This window comes from Symmachiella macrocystis (genome assembly GCF_007860075.1).
GTDB classification, from domain to species: Bacteria; Planctomycetota; Planctomycetia; order Planctomycetales; family Planctomycetaceae; genus Symmachiella; species Symmachiella macrocystis.
Genome location: NZ_SJPP01000003.1, coordinates 529,131 through 543,743, shown reverse-complemented (window position 1 = coordinate 543,743; position 14,613 = coordinate 529,131). Strand labels below are relative to the sequence as shown.

Annotated in this window: 11 protein-coding genes; 6 read left to right on the top strand and 5 right to left on the bottom strand. The window is 55.4% G+C overall.

From position 1 onward, the window contains the following. The first annotated feature begins 346 nt into the window (after positions 1-346). Together CA54_RS25595 and CA54_RS25590 are read left to right on the top strand one after the other, a co-directional pair. Positions 347-1,078: a hypothetical protein gene (locus tag CA54_RS25595; protein WP_146373835.1), complete on the top strand. Its 732-nt coding sequence runs from the start codon at positions 347-349 to the stop codon at positions 1,076-1,078. Between the two features lie 254 nt (positions 1,079-1,332). Continuing rightward, positions 1,333-2,355: a hypothetical protein gene (locus CA54_RS25590; RefSeq protein ID WP_146373834.1), complete on the top strand. Its 1,023-nt coding sequence runs from the start codon at positions 1,333-1,335 to the stop codon at positions 2,353-2,355. Positions 2,356-2,366: 11 nt separating this feature from the next. Here CA54_RS25590 and CA54_RS25585 read toward each other — a convergent pair whose 3' ends face one another. Together CA54_RS25585 and CA54_RS25580 are read right to left on the bottom strand one after the other, a co-directional pair. Next, positions 2,367-2,963 carry a DJ-1/PfpI family protein gene (locus CA54_RS25585; protein WP_146373833.1) on the bottom strand — a complete coding sequence of 199 codons (597 nt, stop codon included), beginning with the start codon at positions 2,961-2,963 and terminating at the stop codon, positions 2,367-2,369. A 150-nt stretch (positions 2,964-3,113) separates the two neighbouring features. Further along, positions 3,114-3,383, bottom strand: a complete 270-nt coding sequence (locus CA54_RS25580; protein ID WP_146373832.1) for a hypothetical protein — start codon at positions 3,381-3,383, stop codon at positions 3,114-3,116. A 181-nt stretch (positions 3,384-3,564) separates the two neighbouring features. On the opposite strand from CA54_RS25580, the gene CA54_RS25575 reads away from it, so the two are divergent. After that, positions 3,565-4,461: an extracellular catalytic domain type 1 short-chain-length polyhydroxyalkanoate depolymerase gene (locus CA54_RS25575; RefSeq protein ID WP_146373831.1), complete on the top strand. Its 897-nt coding sequence runs from the start codon at positions 3,565-3,567 to the stop codon at positions 4,459-4,461. A gap of 123 nt (positions 4,462-4,584) precedes the next feature. On the opposite strand, the gene CA54_RS25570 is transcribed toward CA54_RS25575, so the two are convergent. Then, positions 4,585-5,244, bottom strand: coding sequence for a response regulator transcription factor (locus tag CA54_RS25570; protein ID WP_197532833.1), 660 nt, complete (start codon positions 5,242-5,244; stop codon positions 4,585-4,587). Positions 5,245-5,795: 551 nt separating this feature from the next. Between CA54_RS25570 and CA54_RS25565 the strand changes: the two genes are divergently transcribed. Both CA54_RS25565 and CA54_RS25560 read left to right on the top strand, forming a co-directional pair. Beyond that, positions 5,796-7,262, top strand: coding sequence for a Gfo/Idh/MocA family protein (locus tag CA54_RS25565; protein WP_146373830.1), 1,467 nt, complete (start codon positions 5,796-5,798; stop codon positions 7,260-7,262). Between the two features lie 382 nt (positions 7,263-7,644). Beyond that, positions 7,645-8,514: a hypothetical protein gene (locus tag CA54_RS25560; RefSeq protein ID WP_146373829.1), complete on the top strand. Its 870-nt coding sequence runs from the start codon at positions 7,645-7,647 to the stop codon at positions 8,512-8,514. 74 nt (positions 8,515-8,588) lie between these two features. Here CA54_RS25560 and CA54_RS25555 read toward each other — a convergent pair whose 3' ends face one another. After that, positions 8,589-10,427, bottom strand: a complete 1,839-nt coding sequence (locus CA54_RS25555; protein WP_146373828.1) for a beta-propeller fold lactonase family protein — start codon at positions 10,425-10,427, stop codon at positions 8,589-8,591. Between the two features lie 367 nt (positions 10,428-10,794). On the opposite strand from CA54_RS25555, the gene CA54_RS25550 reads away from it, so the two are divergent. Further along, positions 10,795-13,473: an efflux RND transporter permease subunit gene (locus CA54_RS25550; RefSeq protein WP_146373827.1), complete on the top strand. Its 2,679-nt coding sequence runs from the start codon at positions 10,795-10,797 to the stop codon at positions 13,471-13,473. A gap of 85 nt (positions 13,474-13,558) precedes the next feature. Here CA54_RS25550 and CA54_RS25545 read toward each other — a convergent pair whose 3' ends face one another. Beyond that, positions 13,559-14,554: an ROK family protein gene (locus CA54_RS25545; RefSeq protein ID WP_146373826.1), complete on the bottom strand. Its 996-nt coding sequence runs from the start codon at positions 14,552-14,554 to the stop codon at positions 13,559-13,561. Between the last annotated feature and the right edge of the window lie 59 nt (positions 14,555-14,613).

Here is a 14,613-nt window from a genome sequence, read left to right as displayed (position 1 = left end):
TGGTTGCCATATTTCGTAATCGCATTGGTCGAATAAGCGGGATAATGTCTCTTACGGCTTGTGTCTTGGGGCTTTCCTTAGCCGCAATCAGGTTGTGGGAGTTAATGGGTCGCAATGCATTGGCGTACTGGACTACGCACTGTGCAGCGTTGTTTCTTTTCTCTGCTATTGGGGCATTGGTGTTGCTACGAAGGAAAGGCGGCTCTGGTTAGCGGCGTGATTCAGGCGGCGGCCTGACGCAAAACAGTCGTTCTGATCTTTGCGGTAACACGGATGTCGCGTACGCAGGATTGCCCCAGCCAGAAGTGTCTGGGGTGCGTAACTAGATGTTCAACACGAGCAAGTCATGCAAGTAAGACCAATTGACCTGCTGTTTGTTTTCCTCGCACTAGTGTGCTCCATGTGCGGATTCCTCTTCGGGCTTGGTCTCGGTTCAGATTATGGCATCCTTGGGAAAGCTGTTGGCTGCGTTCTCGGTCTGATTATTGGGGGTGCCGCTTCTGTGCTGTTCATGCTGTGCGTGGCAGTGGTTGGCGATCTGCTTGACCGGATTTGGCGCCGGTGGCGTCCGTATCCGCCGCCGTGTGAAAACGGCACCTGTGTGCATACGAGCCATTTCCGCTCGACAGAGATACCGGATGAGATGGTGCATTCGGTCGCGGGGCTCGCCAAGTATGGTCAGCGATGCCGGTGCGGAAATCTCTACGCAGGTGGAATTGCACACGGACTGCAAAATCGATGGGTGCGTGTTCTGCCAGACGGCACGATCCGCGCTTATCTGATCCATCGACCGTTCGGTCGCTGGAAGCCTGACAACTCAACGGAGATTAAACAGGAAACGATCGAACGCGTCCTTGATCGGTTCGGTCGAATCCTGGAAGGACAGGTTCCAGGATGGGGCCTTCCACCATTGATGACAATCATTTTTGCCGGCATCGCGTCGTATGCGGTCTACTCGCAGTCCGGTTTTCAACATCCATTCGCCCTTTGGTTCATCGGTGCCTTAGCAACATACGGCTTCGTGAGCGGCTGTGTATTTTTGTGGAAAGGTCCCGCGCATTTTGATGGCGGCGACTGACCACCTCATGCACCGGAGCCGCTGCCGGACCCACCTGCAATGATCAACACGCATGTGTGCAATCACCGTTGCCCCCCCAAAAAAACGTGTGAAAAACGCGAAAATTATTGGTATGATGTGACCTGTGAGAATCGAGTGGCTGGGCGCTAGGCTGCTGACTTGTTGCCTGCTGGTGATAGATCGATCAGTCTATCACCGGGTGATCCGGCCACGCTCTGACCGACGACAGGTTATGGAATCTCAGGAAACCGATTATGGAATCGCAGGAATTGGAACACTCTGAGCCGATCTTTGTTTATGGGCGATCGGCAAGTAAGCAAGTGCTCGGGCGGTGGATGTTGGTCGGTGGGGTTGGGGCAGCAATTTTGAGCGTGCTTGGGTTCGTGCTCGCGATCTTTGGTCGGGTTGATCAACTCGCTCTGCATTCTATGAGCACTTTTCCAATGATTATCGCTGTCGGCCTGTTCACGGGTGGGTGGACGCTCATCCGTGGCCCGCGGCGTGTTCGCGTCGGTGAGAATGGGATTGAGATTGAGCAAAGCAGCGGGATCAGCCAGCAACGGTGGAGTGAAATCGGCTGGGTCACGGTGAATGCCACGTCGATGTCCCAGCAAAAACGGTTGGATGTGTTCGATCAATCGGGGGTGAAGGTCGCCTCGGTGAGTGAAGCCATCGAGGACTTTGACGATTTGGTCGCAACGGTAAAATCAAAGGTCGCCGATCAGCGCCCGGCGGTTGCCGGCGACATTCAGCTTCGTAAGGCTCGCAAGAGCGCCGTTTATATTGCAAGCTTTGCAGTGGTGATGATTCTCGTCTCGGCTTCCATTGCCTGGATGACCTATGAGGAACAGCGAGCCGCTAAGCTGCTGGAGACCGAAGCGGTCGAAGGGTTCGCGACCATTGATCGGTTGTTTCTTGCACCCAACGGAGTCACAACACGTGTCGAGTACACCTGTGCAAACGAGGCGGGTGAAACGGGAAACCGGAACGCGGAGATCGACCCAGCCTACTACGCAGAACTGACACAGGCCGGCGCCAAGACGATTCCAGTGATCTTCGTTCCTTCAGACCCCTCCCTCAGTCAATTGCAACATGGCGAGGTTATTGAAGAGGACTTCTTGAAGACACCGGCCGGTGGCTACGGACTTTCGGCGCTGGTGACGGTGATGTGTCTTTTCTTTTTGGGAGCCGCTGTACTGCAGTGGAATGGTTGGGATATTGACTATAACTCAAAGACGAGCAAGTTTTCCATTAAACGGTTCGGCGAAGGCGATTAATGATCTACGGGCTACCGGCTCGGTGGTTCCCAGGGATACTCCATGTGCTGTGATGTTTTCTCTGCGACTTCGGTTCCCAAAAGTCGCGCTACGACGTGGAAGCTCATGTCGATTCCGGCGGCGATTCCGGCGGAGCAGATTACGCGGCCGTTGTCTATGAAACGTCGGTCGGGATGGACGGTGGCATCGGGGACGAGTTCTCGCAATGCCTCGATCGAATTGGCGTGGGTGGTTACGTCCAGTCCGTTGAGCAAGCCCGCTTTGGCTAGCATCAAGGCACCCGTGCAGACCGACAGCAGGAGTTCCGATTTTCCGGCAACCTGTTTGATCCAATCGGTCAGGACGGGATTGTGCATCTGCGTGCGGGTTCCCTGTCCACCGGGGACGATCAGCACATCCGGCGGCGGGCAGTCGTTTAACTGGTGATGCGGATTCACACTCAGTCCGTTGCGAGCAATGACGGGACCGGCCTGTTCGGCCACCGTATAGACTTCAAATGCGACGGGATCGACAAAATGCCCGGCCACCGAAAAGACTTCGAAGGGGCCACAGAAATCGAGCACTTCCACATCGTCAAAAATCAGGATGGCGAGATTGCGCGTCGTCATGGATTTTCATTCGTGCTGAGTCCCGTAGGGCCGGTTGTACCGGCCGTTGTTTGGGGAGACATGTGCTGTCAGTGGTGACCTAGTTATTGTCATCTTCGCTGTTATCGTCCGGCTTAGCCGGACCTACGCGTTCAGCTTAGGCACCACCCATCAGACAGGCACCAACTCGTACAGTCCTTGGCCGATGTGTTTGAGTTTGCCCCGTTTGACCAGCTCTTGCCAGACGGCTGCGGGGTATTGGTTGGGCGGGGTGATGCCGGTGATCGCTGATTTGCGGCCGCTGGTCATGCCGCCGTAACCTAGCCGGGCCTCGTCATCGGTGCGGGTCAGTTTGAGGCGTTTTTTGAAGGCTTTTAGCGCGCGTTTGAGTTCTTCGTTTGTGGGTCCATCCGGCGCGGCGGCTGCGTCTGGTTCAGTCATATTCAGGGGCTCCTTTGCAAAATGTGTGGCAGTGACGATACCACCTTTTCTGTTTAGCGTCGAGTCTTGCTGTGTCACTGGGGAAATAGGCGGAAGGTGATTCGTTTCCGGTGGCGGCGTACGAGGTTGAAGTTGTATGCGCGATTAGGCATCATCATGAATTGCTACCTATTGAAAATGAATGAACAAAGACTTTATGCACAATTCACACGAAAACGATACGCTGTACACAATTGACGTCGACGGGACCGAGCGGAGTTATTTGGTGCATGTCCCTTCTGGTGTCTCTGCGTCAGAGCCGCTTCCCGTGGTGCTGGCTTTTCATGGCGGGCGATCGAATGCGGAAGGGATGGTGCGGTTTTGTGGGTTGAATCCTTTTGCGGATGAGGCGGGGTTTGTTGTCGTCTATCCCAATGGAACAGGGCCGCAGCCGCATTTGTTGTCGTGGGATGCGGGGATTTGTTGCAACGATCATCCCCCCGATCACCCGCCAGCGGATGAAATCGGTTTCGTGGCAGCCATGTTGGATGATTTGTCCGCTCGGCTGCCGGTGGATGTCAGCCGAGTCTATGCGACGGGCATGTCCAACGGGGGGATGCTCAGTTACCGGTTGGCGGCGGAGTTGTCGGAGCGGATTGCGGCGATCGCTTCGATCGGGGGAACCATGGGGACGGAGTGCTGTTCACCCGCGCGTCCGGTGCCGATTTTGCATATGCACGGGACAGAGGATTATTTCGTGCCGCTGGAAGGGGGCCGCGGAAAACGGAGTCCATCACGGACCGAGTTCTTTTCCGTGGCGCACACTCTGGATTGTTGGAAGGCGGCAAATCGTTGTGACGCGGCGCCACTGCGAACGGAGTTCCCGGTTCTAGTTGATGACGGCACGTCGGTGTGGCGCGAAGTGTTTCCGCCCGGTGATACGGGGGCTGTGATTGAATTGTATACAATCGAAGGGGGGGGGCACACGTGGCCGGGGCAAAAACCGCCGCTGCTATTTTTGGGCAAGAGTACCAAAAACCTGGATGCCAACGCCGTGCTCTGGAAATTCTTTGAGAAGCATCGGTTGCCAGAAGCCTGATCGGCGGATGGGGCCGGTCGTGGAGAGTCTCGCTGAAACTGCTGCTTCTTGCCGGCTGTTTTATGCCAACTACGCTGGCCGCGATTGCTGTTGCAATCGCGGTTGCCCGGGTTGAGTCACCCGTTAGAGCGACCGGTACTCGGTGACCATGCGGACGAGGTCGGCGACCGATTGAGCTTGCATTTTTTTCATCACGCCAGCGCGGTGCGCTTCAACGGTTTTGCGACTCACACCTAGTTGAGCGGCGATCATTTTGTTGGAGTTGCCCTCGACGACCTTTTCCTTAACCTCGAATTCCCGCGGGGTCAGTGTGCGGATGCGGGTGGCGATTTCTTCGCGGCGGATATCGTCACCACGCGATTCAGAATCGCGTTGCAGAGCGGTGCGGATGCAATCCAGCAAGACTTGATCGCTGAATGGTTTTTCGATGAAGTCCACAGCACCGGCTTTCATTGCCCGGACAGCCATTGGAACTTCGGCGTGGCCGGTGACGATGATGATGGGAATGTGGATGTTTCGTACGGCGAGTTCTTTCTGTAACTCCATTCCACCCATGCCGGGCAGACGAATATCAAGGACAAGACAACCGGGGATTGCGGGGTTATAAGTATCGAGAAATTCTTGAGCCGAAGCGCACACTTCGACAGGCAGGTCGACGGATTCCAGCAGCCATGACATGGAACCACGCACGGCAGGGTCGTCATCAACTATGAAAACGGTCGCTTGAGTATCCATGGTGGTCGATTCTTCCTCATGTTGCGGCGCAGCTTGATCAACAGCCATGCTTTACTCCTCATCCCCAAGGGTATCTGTTTTCGCAAGCTGCCGAATACGCAAGCAACTTGAAGGGCGACTATGTCGCACAACTATCATATCACTTTGGTGTTATTACAGATAGAAAACACGTTCAAAACGCGTTCGTGAAGAGTCATGACTGATTGCTAATCAGAATCTTTCGAAAAGTGAACCTGTTGCGGAAAAATTACCGAGAACTCCAACTTGTATCACTTAATTTTTGCCCATTAAAATGATACCCAGGGGGAGAATGAGACAACAAGCCCAATCGGAAAAAACTGTGAAAATTCAGCGACGCCTAACAGACCGTCGGCTTTTGTAAAGATTGGCTGTTTAGTACAATAAGCCCAGAGAGATTTCATGAATAACTTGAAATCCCTGACGTCGAGTTGTTGTCAACTGCTAACTTGGTATGTGAGTCGTGTGGTCGCAATCGACAAGGTCACAACCATGCTCAACGCATCACTTCCGACGCCTACGTAAAGTCGTATCGATCAGTTACATCCTGTTTTGGAAATCTTGCAAAGGGTCATTCGACAATGGCAAATCAAACTCGACGGCGTTTCTTGGAAAACACGATGTTGGCCACAGCGGCCGCTACGGCGGGTGGCCTGATGGGACAGCCTGTTGTGCAGGCAGCCAAGGCGAACAAAAGCGCGAATGAAACGGTCCGTGTCGCTGTGTTGGGTGTCAACGGTCGTGGCCGCAGCCATATTAACGGTTTTACGGGTGTGGAGAACTGCGATGTTGTCGCTGTGTGTGATCCGGACGAAACGGTGGGACACACCAAGGGAGTGGAAAACGTCCATAAGAAAACCGGCAAGAAACCGACTTATTATCAAGACCTGCGACGCGTGATGGACGACGACTCGATCGATGTGGTCTCGATCGCAACACCCAACCATTGGCACTCGCTGGCTGCGATTTGGGCGATGCAGGCCGGTAAGGATGTCTATGTAGAGAAACCGGTCAGCCACAACATTCGCGAAGGCCGTGTGATGGTCGATGTGGCTCGCAAAGAAGGCCGTGTCTGCCAAGCAGGGACGCAAATTCGCTCGAATCCTGGTGTGATCGAAGGAATCAAGTTTCTACAAGAGGGCGGCCTCGGTGAACTTCAGGTCGCTCGGGCGCTGTGCTACAAGCGGCGCAAAAGCATCGGCCACGTTGGGCAGACGCCGGTTCCCAAAGGGGTGGACTACGATCTCTGGTTGGGGCCGACACCGCTACGGGCCGATGTGCCCCGCAAAAGCCTGCACTACGACTGGCATTGGCAATGGGATTACGGCAATGGCGATTTGGGGAACCAAGGGATCCACCAAATGGACGTTGCCCGTTGGGGCATCGGCGCCGACACGCTGGCTGACAGTGTGATTTCGTTCGGCGGTCGGTTTGGTTACGTCGACGACGGCGAAACGCCGAATACCGAAATGTCGATCATGGAATACGGCGACAAACTGTTGGTCTTCGAAACCCGTGGACTGCCAACGAAGCATTACCTCGGTGGCAATGCGAGCGGCAATGACGTCGGCAATATTTTCCATTGCGAAAATGGTTACATGAAATGCAGCTATACCTCAGCCGTCGTGTTTGATCCAGATGGTAATGAGATCAAACGCTTCAGCGAAGGCGACGACAGCTATCACTACAATAACTTTGTCGATGCAGTCCGTAGCCGTCGTGTTGAAGATCTCAATGGCGAGATCAACGAAGGCCATCTCTCGAGCGCGTTGTGCCACCTGGCGAACATTTCCTATCGCCTGGGTGAATCGAGCGATTTCGGGGCTGCCCCAGCCGGCTTGGCGGGTAATGAATATGCGGTCGATGTCTTCGAGCGGACCAAGTCGCACTTGAAGGACAACAACGTCGATCCTTCGCAGGTGAAGTTCGCCATGGGGCCGAAGTTGATGGTCGATAAGAAAACGGAATCGTTCATCGACAACGCCGCCGCAAACGCCCTGACGACGCGCGAATACCGCAAGGGATATGAAGTTCCCGCACAAGCGTAAATCATTGCGTTAAAATGATGGCTTGAAATCGAAACAGGCCCGCGTTTCTCACGAGACGCGGGCCTGGGGTCGATATCGCTGATCCCGATGAAGAAATTATTACTGGTGGATCAACTCTATCTCCACAGGCATTTCTAGGGATTCATGAACGGTGTGTGTCGAGCGTAAACAGTCCAGGGAATGAGGAAAGACTCTCTGCTTTGGTGGAAACAAGCCGGGAATCTGCATTGGCAAAATTATTTTGGATTTCCATTCGTAGCATAAGACCATCGGCATGTAGTGAATTGCCTGAACTGGTGGCTAAAAGGATGGTCGCCACGCCTTTTGCGATGTTTTTTTATCCGGAATCCTGTTGGATGTATGATCAAGGATTCATCGATCGATGACAGCTATTCAGCGATTAATAATGGTACTGGCCATCATCTCGTGCTGGGGATGCTCGCCGCCTGTGCCGGAGCTTCCGGCGACGATCGGCTTTCCGGCGGGAACGGGCCGGATAGAGGTGCGAAAGAAGCTTGGAGATGTGGTTGGAGGGATCGGTGATCGCCATAATAGAATCCATACATCAATAGTGTACGTCAAGGAGGATGGCGGTGACGTTGTTCTTCCACTGCACACCCCTTCCTTTCACAAAGGCCGCGCGTTAGCAACCGTTGCGCTGCGCGGAGATGGAAAGTCGTATTGGCGGGACGTCACCGGCCCGCAGCAAGTCGATGTCTATGTCGATTCCAAGGCCGTCGACCGAGAGGAGTTTGACGAAATTGCAAAGTCGTTTCGAGACAACCTTGAAGCCATCCAAGTGGCGTATCTCAACATGCTGGATAGCTACGACGAAGAGCCTGTCTTGATGAGCTTGAATTACTATGACGTGAGTATGTTTCGCGAAAGAAAGTATTATTGGTCGCAAAATACCGGAGTGTATTTTCAGCAGCATCCCACTGGAGCCAATGTGTTTTTTCGAGTGCCGCTTCGCGAGCGCGGGCCCGCCGTCATTTGGATTGGACAGATCCTTGTCGACGGCCAGCATTTATTGATGTGTGATCTTACTCACTTGGACCAACATCCGAATTACAGTCTATCTTTTGAGAAGGCGTTCAAAGGTGCCGATCTTAAGAACATGATTGAAGAGTGTACTGACATTCATGGGAATCGCTTGTCAGATTTATTTGCGATTACCTACATACCGGTCAGAGAGTTCGAAAATCGTGCCAAACTGGAATCACAGAAATTCACGGCTCCAGCGTCAAAGTGATTGTGTGTTTTGGCAAATTAATGGCTGGCTAGATATTTCCGAACACACGTTAAGAACGCCCTGCGCTCTAAGTTTCAGTCGACATCAACGCGCCGCAAACCTGCCTTGATCGCCGCCGGTTCTGGATCTTCGTACGGGAGGCATTTGAGGAACTCCACGAGATCGTCAATTTGATCCGCTGTGAGATGGCTGGTTTGACCGTGTTGGTCGTTTTTGTTTTGCGTTGTGAGCACATCCCGGAGCGTCTTGGCTTTGCCATGATGCAGATAGGGGGCGGTGCGATAAATCCCCAGCAGCGTCGGGGTATCGTATTTGGGGCCCATGATTTCTGAGGGGTCGTCGTTGCCTGTGCCCACGTCGTGCAGCCGGAACGGTGTTTCCATTCGAGAGTCGGTGAAGAATGGTCCGACATGACAGGTGGCGCATTGGGTCTCTTCAGCGAAGAACAGCTTCTTTCCTCGCTTCGCAGCAGCGTTTAAGCCCTTTTTGGCGTGTGGGCTGAGGGTGAATTTGTGGGAATTGGAATAGGCAGCCATGGCATCCAACTCGGCGGAGAGTCCGCGATTGGGGGTTTCCAACGCCGGGTTGACGTCACCACGGATCAGCCCGCGGCCTTGCATCAGTTGGCTGCGTATGGTGTGTTCGAAGTCCTGGACCTCGTCGCGATCCGCCGACCAGTGAATGGGATGCGTCCAGGCCATGCCGAACAGGGCGGTCGTATCGCGTAGTCCTTCGGGGTTATGCCAAGTCCGTCCATCGCTGTGCCCGTCCGGATGGCAACTGGCACAGGAGATCCAACGGCGGCCGACCATCGGTTGCTGTGCGGAATAAAACAGGACCTTGCCCAACAGGATTTGTTCATCGTGCGGGTTTTCACAGACGGGGATGGTCGCGATGGGGCGCAGAGTTTGTGCATCGTATTTCACGACAGCAAAATCGAGTGCGTTGTAAACGTAGAACGATTGATTGTCCGGCGCAACGCGGACCGCGCGGGGATTGCGGCCGAGGTTTTTGACTTTCACAAATTTGATTTCGCGATAATTGTCGTCCAAGATATCGCAGACGTACATATCGTCCGTTCCGGCAAAGACGACATACAGCCGTTGGCCGTCGGGCGAAATCGCCAATTCCCAGGGGTTGGCGACGACCAAGGTTCCTTTGAAAGAATCCATGGCGATTGGTTTGCGGCGGCGACCCTCGCCGGGGGCGGAGTCGATGACGGTGACGTAGGGGAAAATCGAACCCGCACCGTGCGTGACGGTGGTTTTGGAGCGTATGTGCGGCAGGTAGACCTTGGGACGAGTGGGGTGCGGTTGCAGTTGCCGCGCTAAGTTATCATCCCGCGAACCTTGCCAACTGTCGACGACTTCGCCGGACTTCAAGTCGATGGCTTTGACAATACCGGTGTGGTATTCGGCGACCAACAGCCGTTCCTCACCCGGTTCGATCGCAATGCCGCGGAGGAACTTTCCTACAGGCAAGCTGCGCAACACCGTGTGAGTCGCTGCGTCGATTTCCAACACGGTGCCGGGATATTCTAAGGTCACGTAAACGCGGCTGCCGTCACGGTTGGAGACGACGCCGTATGGTTCGTCGAACACATCAATACGGGCGTCGATGTTTCCCGTTTGGCCGTCGATGAAGAGGACTTGATCCTCGTCATAGACCGCCACTGCTAGATTGTGCGTCTCTCCCAGGAAGCTGACTCCTTCGGGATGATGTCCGACGGGGATATCGCGTATCACCCTGTTCGATTGCAGATCGACAAGACTCAATGTGCCGTTGTCGCGATTTGTGCAGGCCAACAATCGGCCATCGGCGGAGATGTCCATCAGGCTATTGGACGTGCTGGCGAGCGCGTCGAGAGGCACGGTGAGTCCAAGCAGCACGAAAACAAACGCAAAACGTCGCATGCAGGAGTTCCTTACTCAGTGGTGAAGGCGGGCGCGAGGAGCCAGCGGTTACGGAGGCGCATCCGTCGTAAGGGCCATTATGGGATATCGCGCCGCGTGGCGGCAATCGCCAGCAAAAAAACTTGAGGATTCAATCATTGCCGCTGGCAAGAACATCGGGTGACAGGCAGCCGACGATTGTCTACAATATCTGCAGAATGCCGCCGGGAACGCATTCTGGACAGTACAGCGGTTGAATCCTGCTTGATCAACGCCGCTTAAAAATATTTGATACTTTCTCTCACAGCCACAACTGTTTGACGACACCGTTGAATTCGCCTCGCCGGATCATCCGGAGAGGCTGGCATATTGTGAGAGAGAAGGACCTATGACTCCCCTCGGTAACCCACCGCTCGCGCCCGCGCATTGTACTGCGGACGGCATCACCGCTATCGAAAAACGTTTTCGACGTCGTTGGCTCATGGCGTCGATCTTGATGCTTTGCCTGGTTCCGTTCATTGGCATGGCCACGCAGCAGACCATGCATAGCATGTTGACGTTGCCATCACGGTGGCTACCCGACTCGCTGCCGGAACGGCAAGCGTTGGAACGGTTCATCGATGAGTTTGAAAGTGGCAACTCGGTGCTGCTCAGTTGGCCCGGGTGTGCAGTCGACGATCCACGGTTGGCGGAAGTCGCAGCGGCGATCACAGCGCTGCGCAGCGACGCGTCTCGGACTGAAGAGGCCGCTTATTTCGACGAAACTGTCAACGGCTATACCGCGCTACAGGAATTGATGGAACCGCCATTGAGTCTGTCGCGCGAAGCAGCATTATCACGGCTGCGCGGTTCGTTGGTGGGGCAGGACGGCGATTTCAGTTGCATGGTTGTCGTATTGACTGAAAAGGGACTCTATGAACGGGAGGTGTCGATTTCGGTGATTTTGCGTGAGGCGGAGCGGGTGACCGGGATTGACGAAGCGCAATTCTTGTTGGCGGGCCCGGCGGTGGAAGGAGCGTTCCTTGATGCTGAAGCGACGTTCGACGCCAATCGATTGAGTATTCCCTCGACGATAGTCTCAGCGCTCTTGTGCTGGTGGTGTTTGCGGTCTTGGCGGTATACGGCGATCGTGCTGTGCACGGCTCTGTTTGGGCAGGGACTGGTTTTAGCCAGCATGCATTGGTCGGGTGTGCGAATGAATGCCCTGCTGATTGTGTTGCCCACGTTGGTGTTGGTGCTCACCGTCTCGGCCGGCGTGCATTTGGTCAATTACTATTACGATGCGGTCCGTCGCTTTGGGGTTCCCGGCGCAGCCGACCGTGCCTTTCAAGCGGGGCGTCGTCCGTGCATCCTGGCTGTGGTGACGACGGCCATGGGATTACTGTCGTTGTGCGTCAGCGACATTGAACCGATTGTCCAATTCGGTCTCTTCGCCGCAGGAGGCGTCTCGGTGACCATTGCCTTGTTGCTGTACGTGCTGCCGGGCGCCTTGGTCAAATGGCCCGCGATGGTCACGCCGGCGATGACGGTGGGGGACGACGGAGCACCACTGCCGCGTCTGCGCCGTTTTGACCGAATTCTCGACGCCTATGCCGCCGGAATACAACGGTATGCGCTGCCGCTTTGTGTTTTGTTTCTCATCGGCACTTTTGTCGCTGGCTATGGACTGCAAAACATTCGCTCATCCATTGCCTTCGATAGTCTGTTTCCGCCGGAGAGTCGAATTTCGCGGAATTATGAGGTTTTGGAACGGGATCTAGGCCCGCTCGTCCCGGTGGAAGTCATTCTCCATTTTGATGATCGGAATGAATTACCCTTCAGCGATCGGATTGATGTGGTGCGACGCGTGGGACGGGCCATCGGTCGCGTCCCACACATTGCCGGGACGTTGTCGGGAGCGACGTTCTCACCAAAACTCACCCAAGACGCGCCCGACGAGCAACAAGCCATGGCACTGGCCGCACGCTTGCAGTTGCCGATTCGGCGCGATTTGTCCGAGGCTGCATTGTTGCCTCTTGTATTACCGACAGCTGAATCACACCGGGCGGCGCTGGCGTTTTCGCGGCCCGTCACGGCATTAACGACGGTGAGTCTGCATCATTCGACATTTCGCGAAGGTGCCAAGTTCGCCGATGCACGCGTGGTTGAGGTCTTGAGTCGTCCGCCTCGAACGTCACTTGCGGCGTTGCAGGCTTTTGCCCATGGCGCATTGCCGTCGGACGCAACAGAACCGGTGATGTATGCAGTGGATGAATCGCCGGCGTCATTCCCCACCTCTCAAGTTCCATCGGTCGAACTGTTGAAGTCACGGGCGCTGGCTGTCGCGGAGGCAGAGATTCGTCAACAGTTGATTCGACGAAACTATTTTTACGAAACGGACGGACGACAAAGTTGGCGAATCAGCGCGCGGCTTCCTGCGATGCAAGAATTGGATTACCACCAATCGCTGATCGATTTGCGTCAGGTGGTCGACCCTGTGTTGGCAGAGGTGGACGCGGGGCAGCGACCGACGATTTCGGCGGAATATACGGGCGTCATGCCGGTCGTCTCCAAGTCGCAACGCATATTGTTGCACGACCTCTACAGCAGTTTCTTGACCGCGTTTGGATTGGTGGCGCTGGCGATGATATTTGTGTTGGGCAAAATCCGCGCCGGCCTGATCGCCATGTTACCCAACGTCTTTCCCGCTGCCGTCGTGTTTGGCGCGATGGGGTGGTGGAACCTGCCCGTCGGTATCGGCACGATGATGACCGCCAGCGTGGCTTTGGGAATTGCCGTGGATGACACATTGCATTTTCTAACGTGGTTTCGCATCGAAACCACGCGCGGCCACGACCGGGCCGAAGCGGTACGGCTTTGCTTCGGGCATTGTGCGCGGGCGATGATTCAGACCACGGTCATTTGTGGAATGGGAATGGTCGTGTTCGCGCTGAGCGGCTTCGTGCCGACAGGCCGGTTTGCCTGGCTGATGCTTACGTTATTGTCGGCAACACTCGTGGGGGACCTGGTTTTTCTCCCCGCGCTGTTGAACAGCTCCGCCGGGAAATGGTTTCAGTCTCGCACTTAGCAGGAGGCTTGAGGCTTGAGGGGGCAGGCTTGAGGAAGAATAAGGAGGGTCGCCCTGTCCCGGCCTCAGGCCTCATCCCTCGCGCCTAATCCCTCATATCGGTATCCACTTTGTGTTGTGCCCAGGCGGCGGCGCCCATGACGCCGGCGTCGTCGCCTAGTTTGGCGGGCACAACTTCAAACGTTTTAATCAGAGCCGGGAGGACGCGTTTTTTGGCGGTCTCATTGACTTCGGTGACAAATAACTTCGGCATCGCTTCGACGAGTCCACCCCCTAGGACTACCAAGTCAGGCCCCAGCAGGTGTACTACGCCGGCGACAGCCCGTCCGATTTGTCGTGCGGCGTCGCGGACGATGTTTTCTACGGCGGTATCTCCGGATGCGACGGAATCGGCCAATGCTTTGCTGCGGATTTTTGTCAAATCGGTGCCAAAATTCTCCAGCAGATGCGGAGCTTGTCCGCGGTAGGCGGCCGCGGCAGCTCGAGAAGCGATCACCAAACGGCTGGCGACCGCTTCGAGACAGCCGCGTTGTCCGCAGCCGCACAGCGGCCCTTCGGGCGCCACTTGCACATGACCGATTTCCATGCAGGAACCGGTCGCTCCTCGCATAATGCTTCCCTCATAAACGCATCCGCCGCCGATTCCCGTACCAGGGAAAACGCCGACGACGACTCGGCTTTTGGCGGCGACACCGAAGCGGTATTCGCCATACACACCGGCGTCGACGTCGTTCATGATGACAGCCGGGCAGCCGAATTCGTCTTCCAGATGATCCTTAAGCGGTACATTCTCCCAGCCCAGATTCGGCGCACTGTGCGCAATTCCACGCTCAAGATCCAGCGGACCGGGACAACCGAAACCGATGCCGGCAATATCTTTCGGTTTCAGGTCCGCCCGATCCAGCATTTTGTGGATGGTTTTCGTAATACGGAGCAGACCGGATTCCACCCCCTCGTTTCCCTTGGTCTTGGCGCGATCGTGGCTAAGGGAACGAAATTGCGAATCAAACACCTTACCCAGCATCTTCGTGCCGCCCAGGTCAAATCCGACCCAGTGCCGCGCATCCTCTTTCGTAGCCATGGTCTCTCTCGTAACAGGCGGAATCGGCTAAAACGATACAGTAAGAAACCCGGTTGGCG

Coding starts and splice junctions, on each gene's coding strand:
- CA54_RS25595 (WP_146373835.1), top strand. CDS start 347: ATGCAAGTAAGACCAATTGACCTGCTGTTTGTTTTCCTCGCACTAGTG.
- CA54_RS25590 (WP_146373834.1), top strand. CDS start 1,333: ATGGAATCGCAGGAATTGGAACACTCTGAGCCGATCTTTGTTTATGGG.
- CA54_RS25585 (WP_146373833.1), bottom strand. CDS start 2,963: ATGACGACGCGCAATCTCGCCATCCTGATTTTTGACGATGTGGAAGTG.
- CA54_RS25580 (WP_146373832.1), bottom strand. CDS start 3,383: ATGACTGAACCAGACGCAGCCGCCGCGCCGGATGGACCCACAAACGAA.
- CA54_RS25575 (WP_146373831.1), top strand. CDS start 3,565: ATGAACAAAGACTTTATGCACAATTCACACGAAAACGATACGCTGTAC.
- CA54_RS25570 (WP_197532833.1), bottom strand. CDS start 5,244: ATGGCTGTTGATCAAGCTGCGCCGCAACATGAGGAAGAATCGACCACC.
- CA54_RS25565 (WP_146373830.1), top strand. CDS start 5,796: ATGGCAAATCAAACTCGACGGCGTTTCTTGGAAAACACGATGTTGGCC.
- CA54_RS25560 (WP_146373829.1), top strand. CDS start 7,645: ATGACAGCTATTCAGCGATTAATAATGGTACTGGCCATCATCTCGTGC.
- CA54_RS25555 (WP_146373828.1), bottom strand. CDS start 10,427: ATGCGACGTTTTGCGTTTGTTTTCGTGCTGCTTGGACTCACCGTGCCT.
- CA54_RS25550 (WP_146373827.1), top strand. CDS start 10,795: ATGACTCCCCTCGGTAACCCACCGCTCGCGCCCGCGCATTGTACTGCG.
- CA54_RS25545 (WP_146373826.1), bottom strand. CDS start 14,554: ATGGCTACGAAAGAGGATGCGCGGCACTGGGTCGGATTTGACCTGGGC.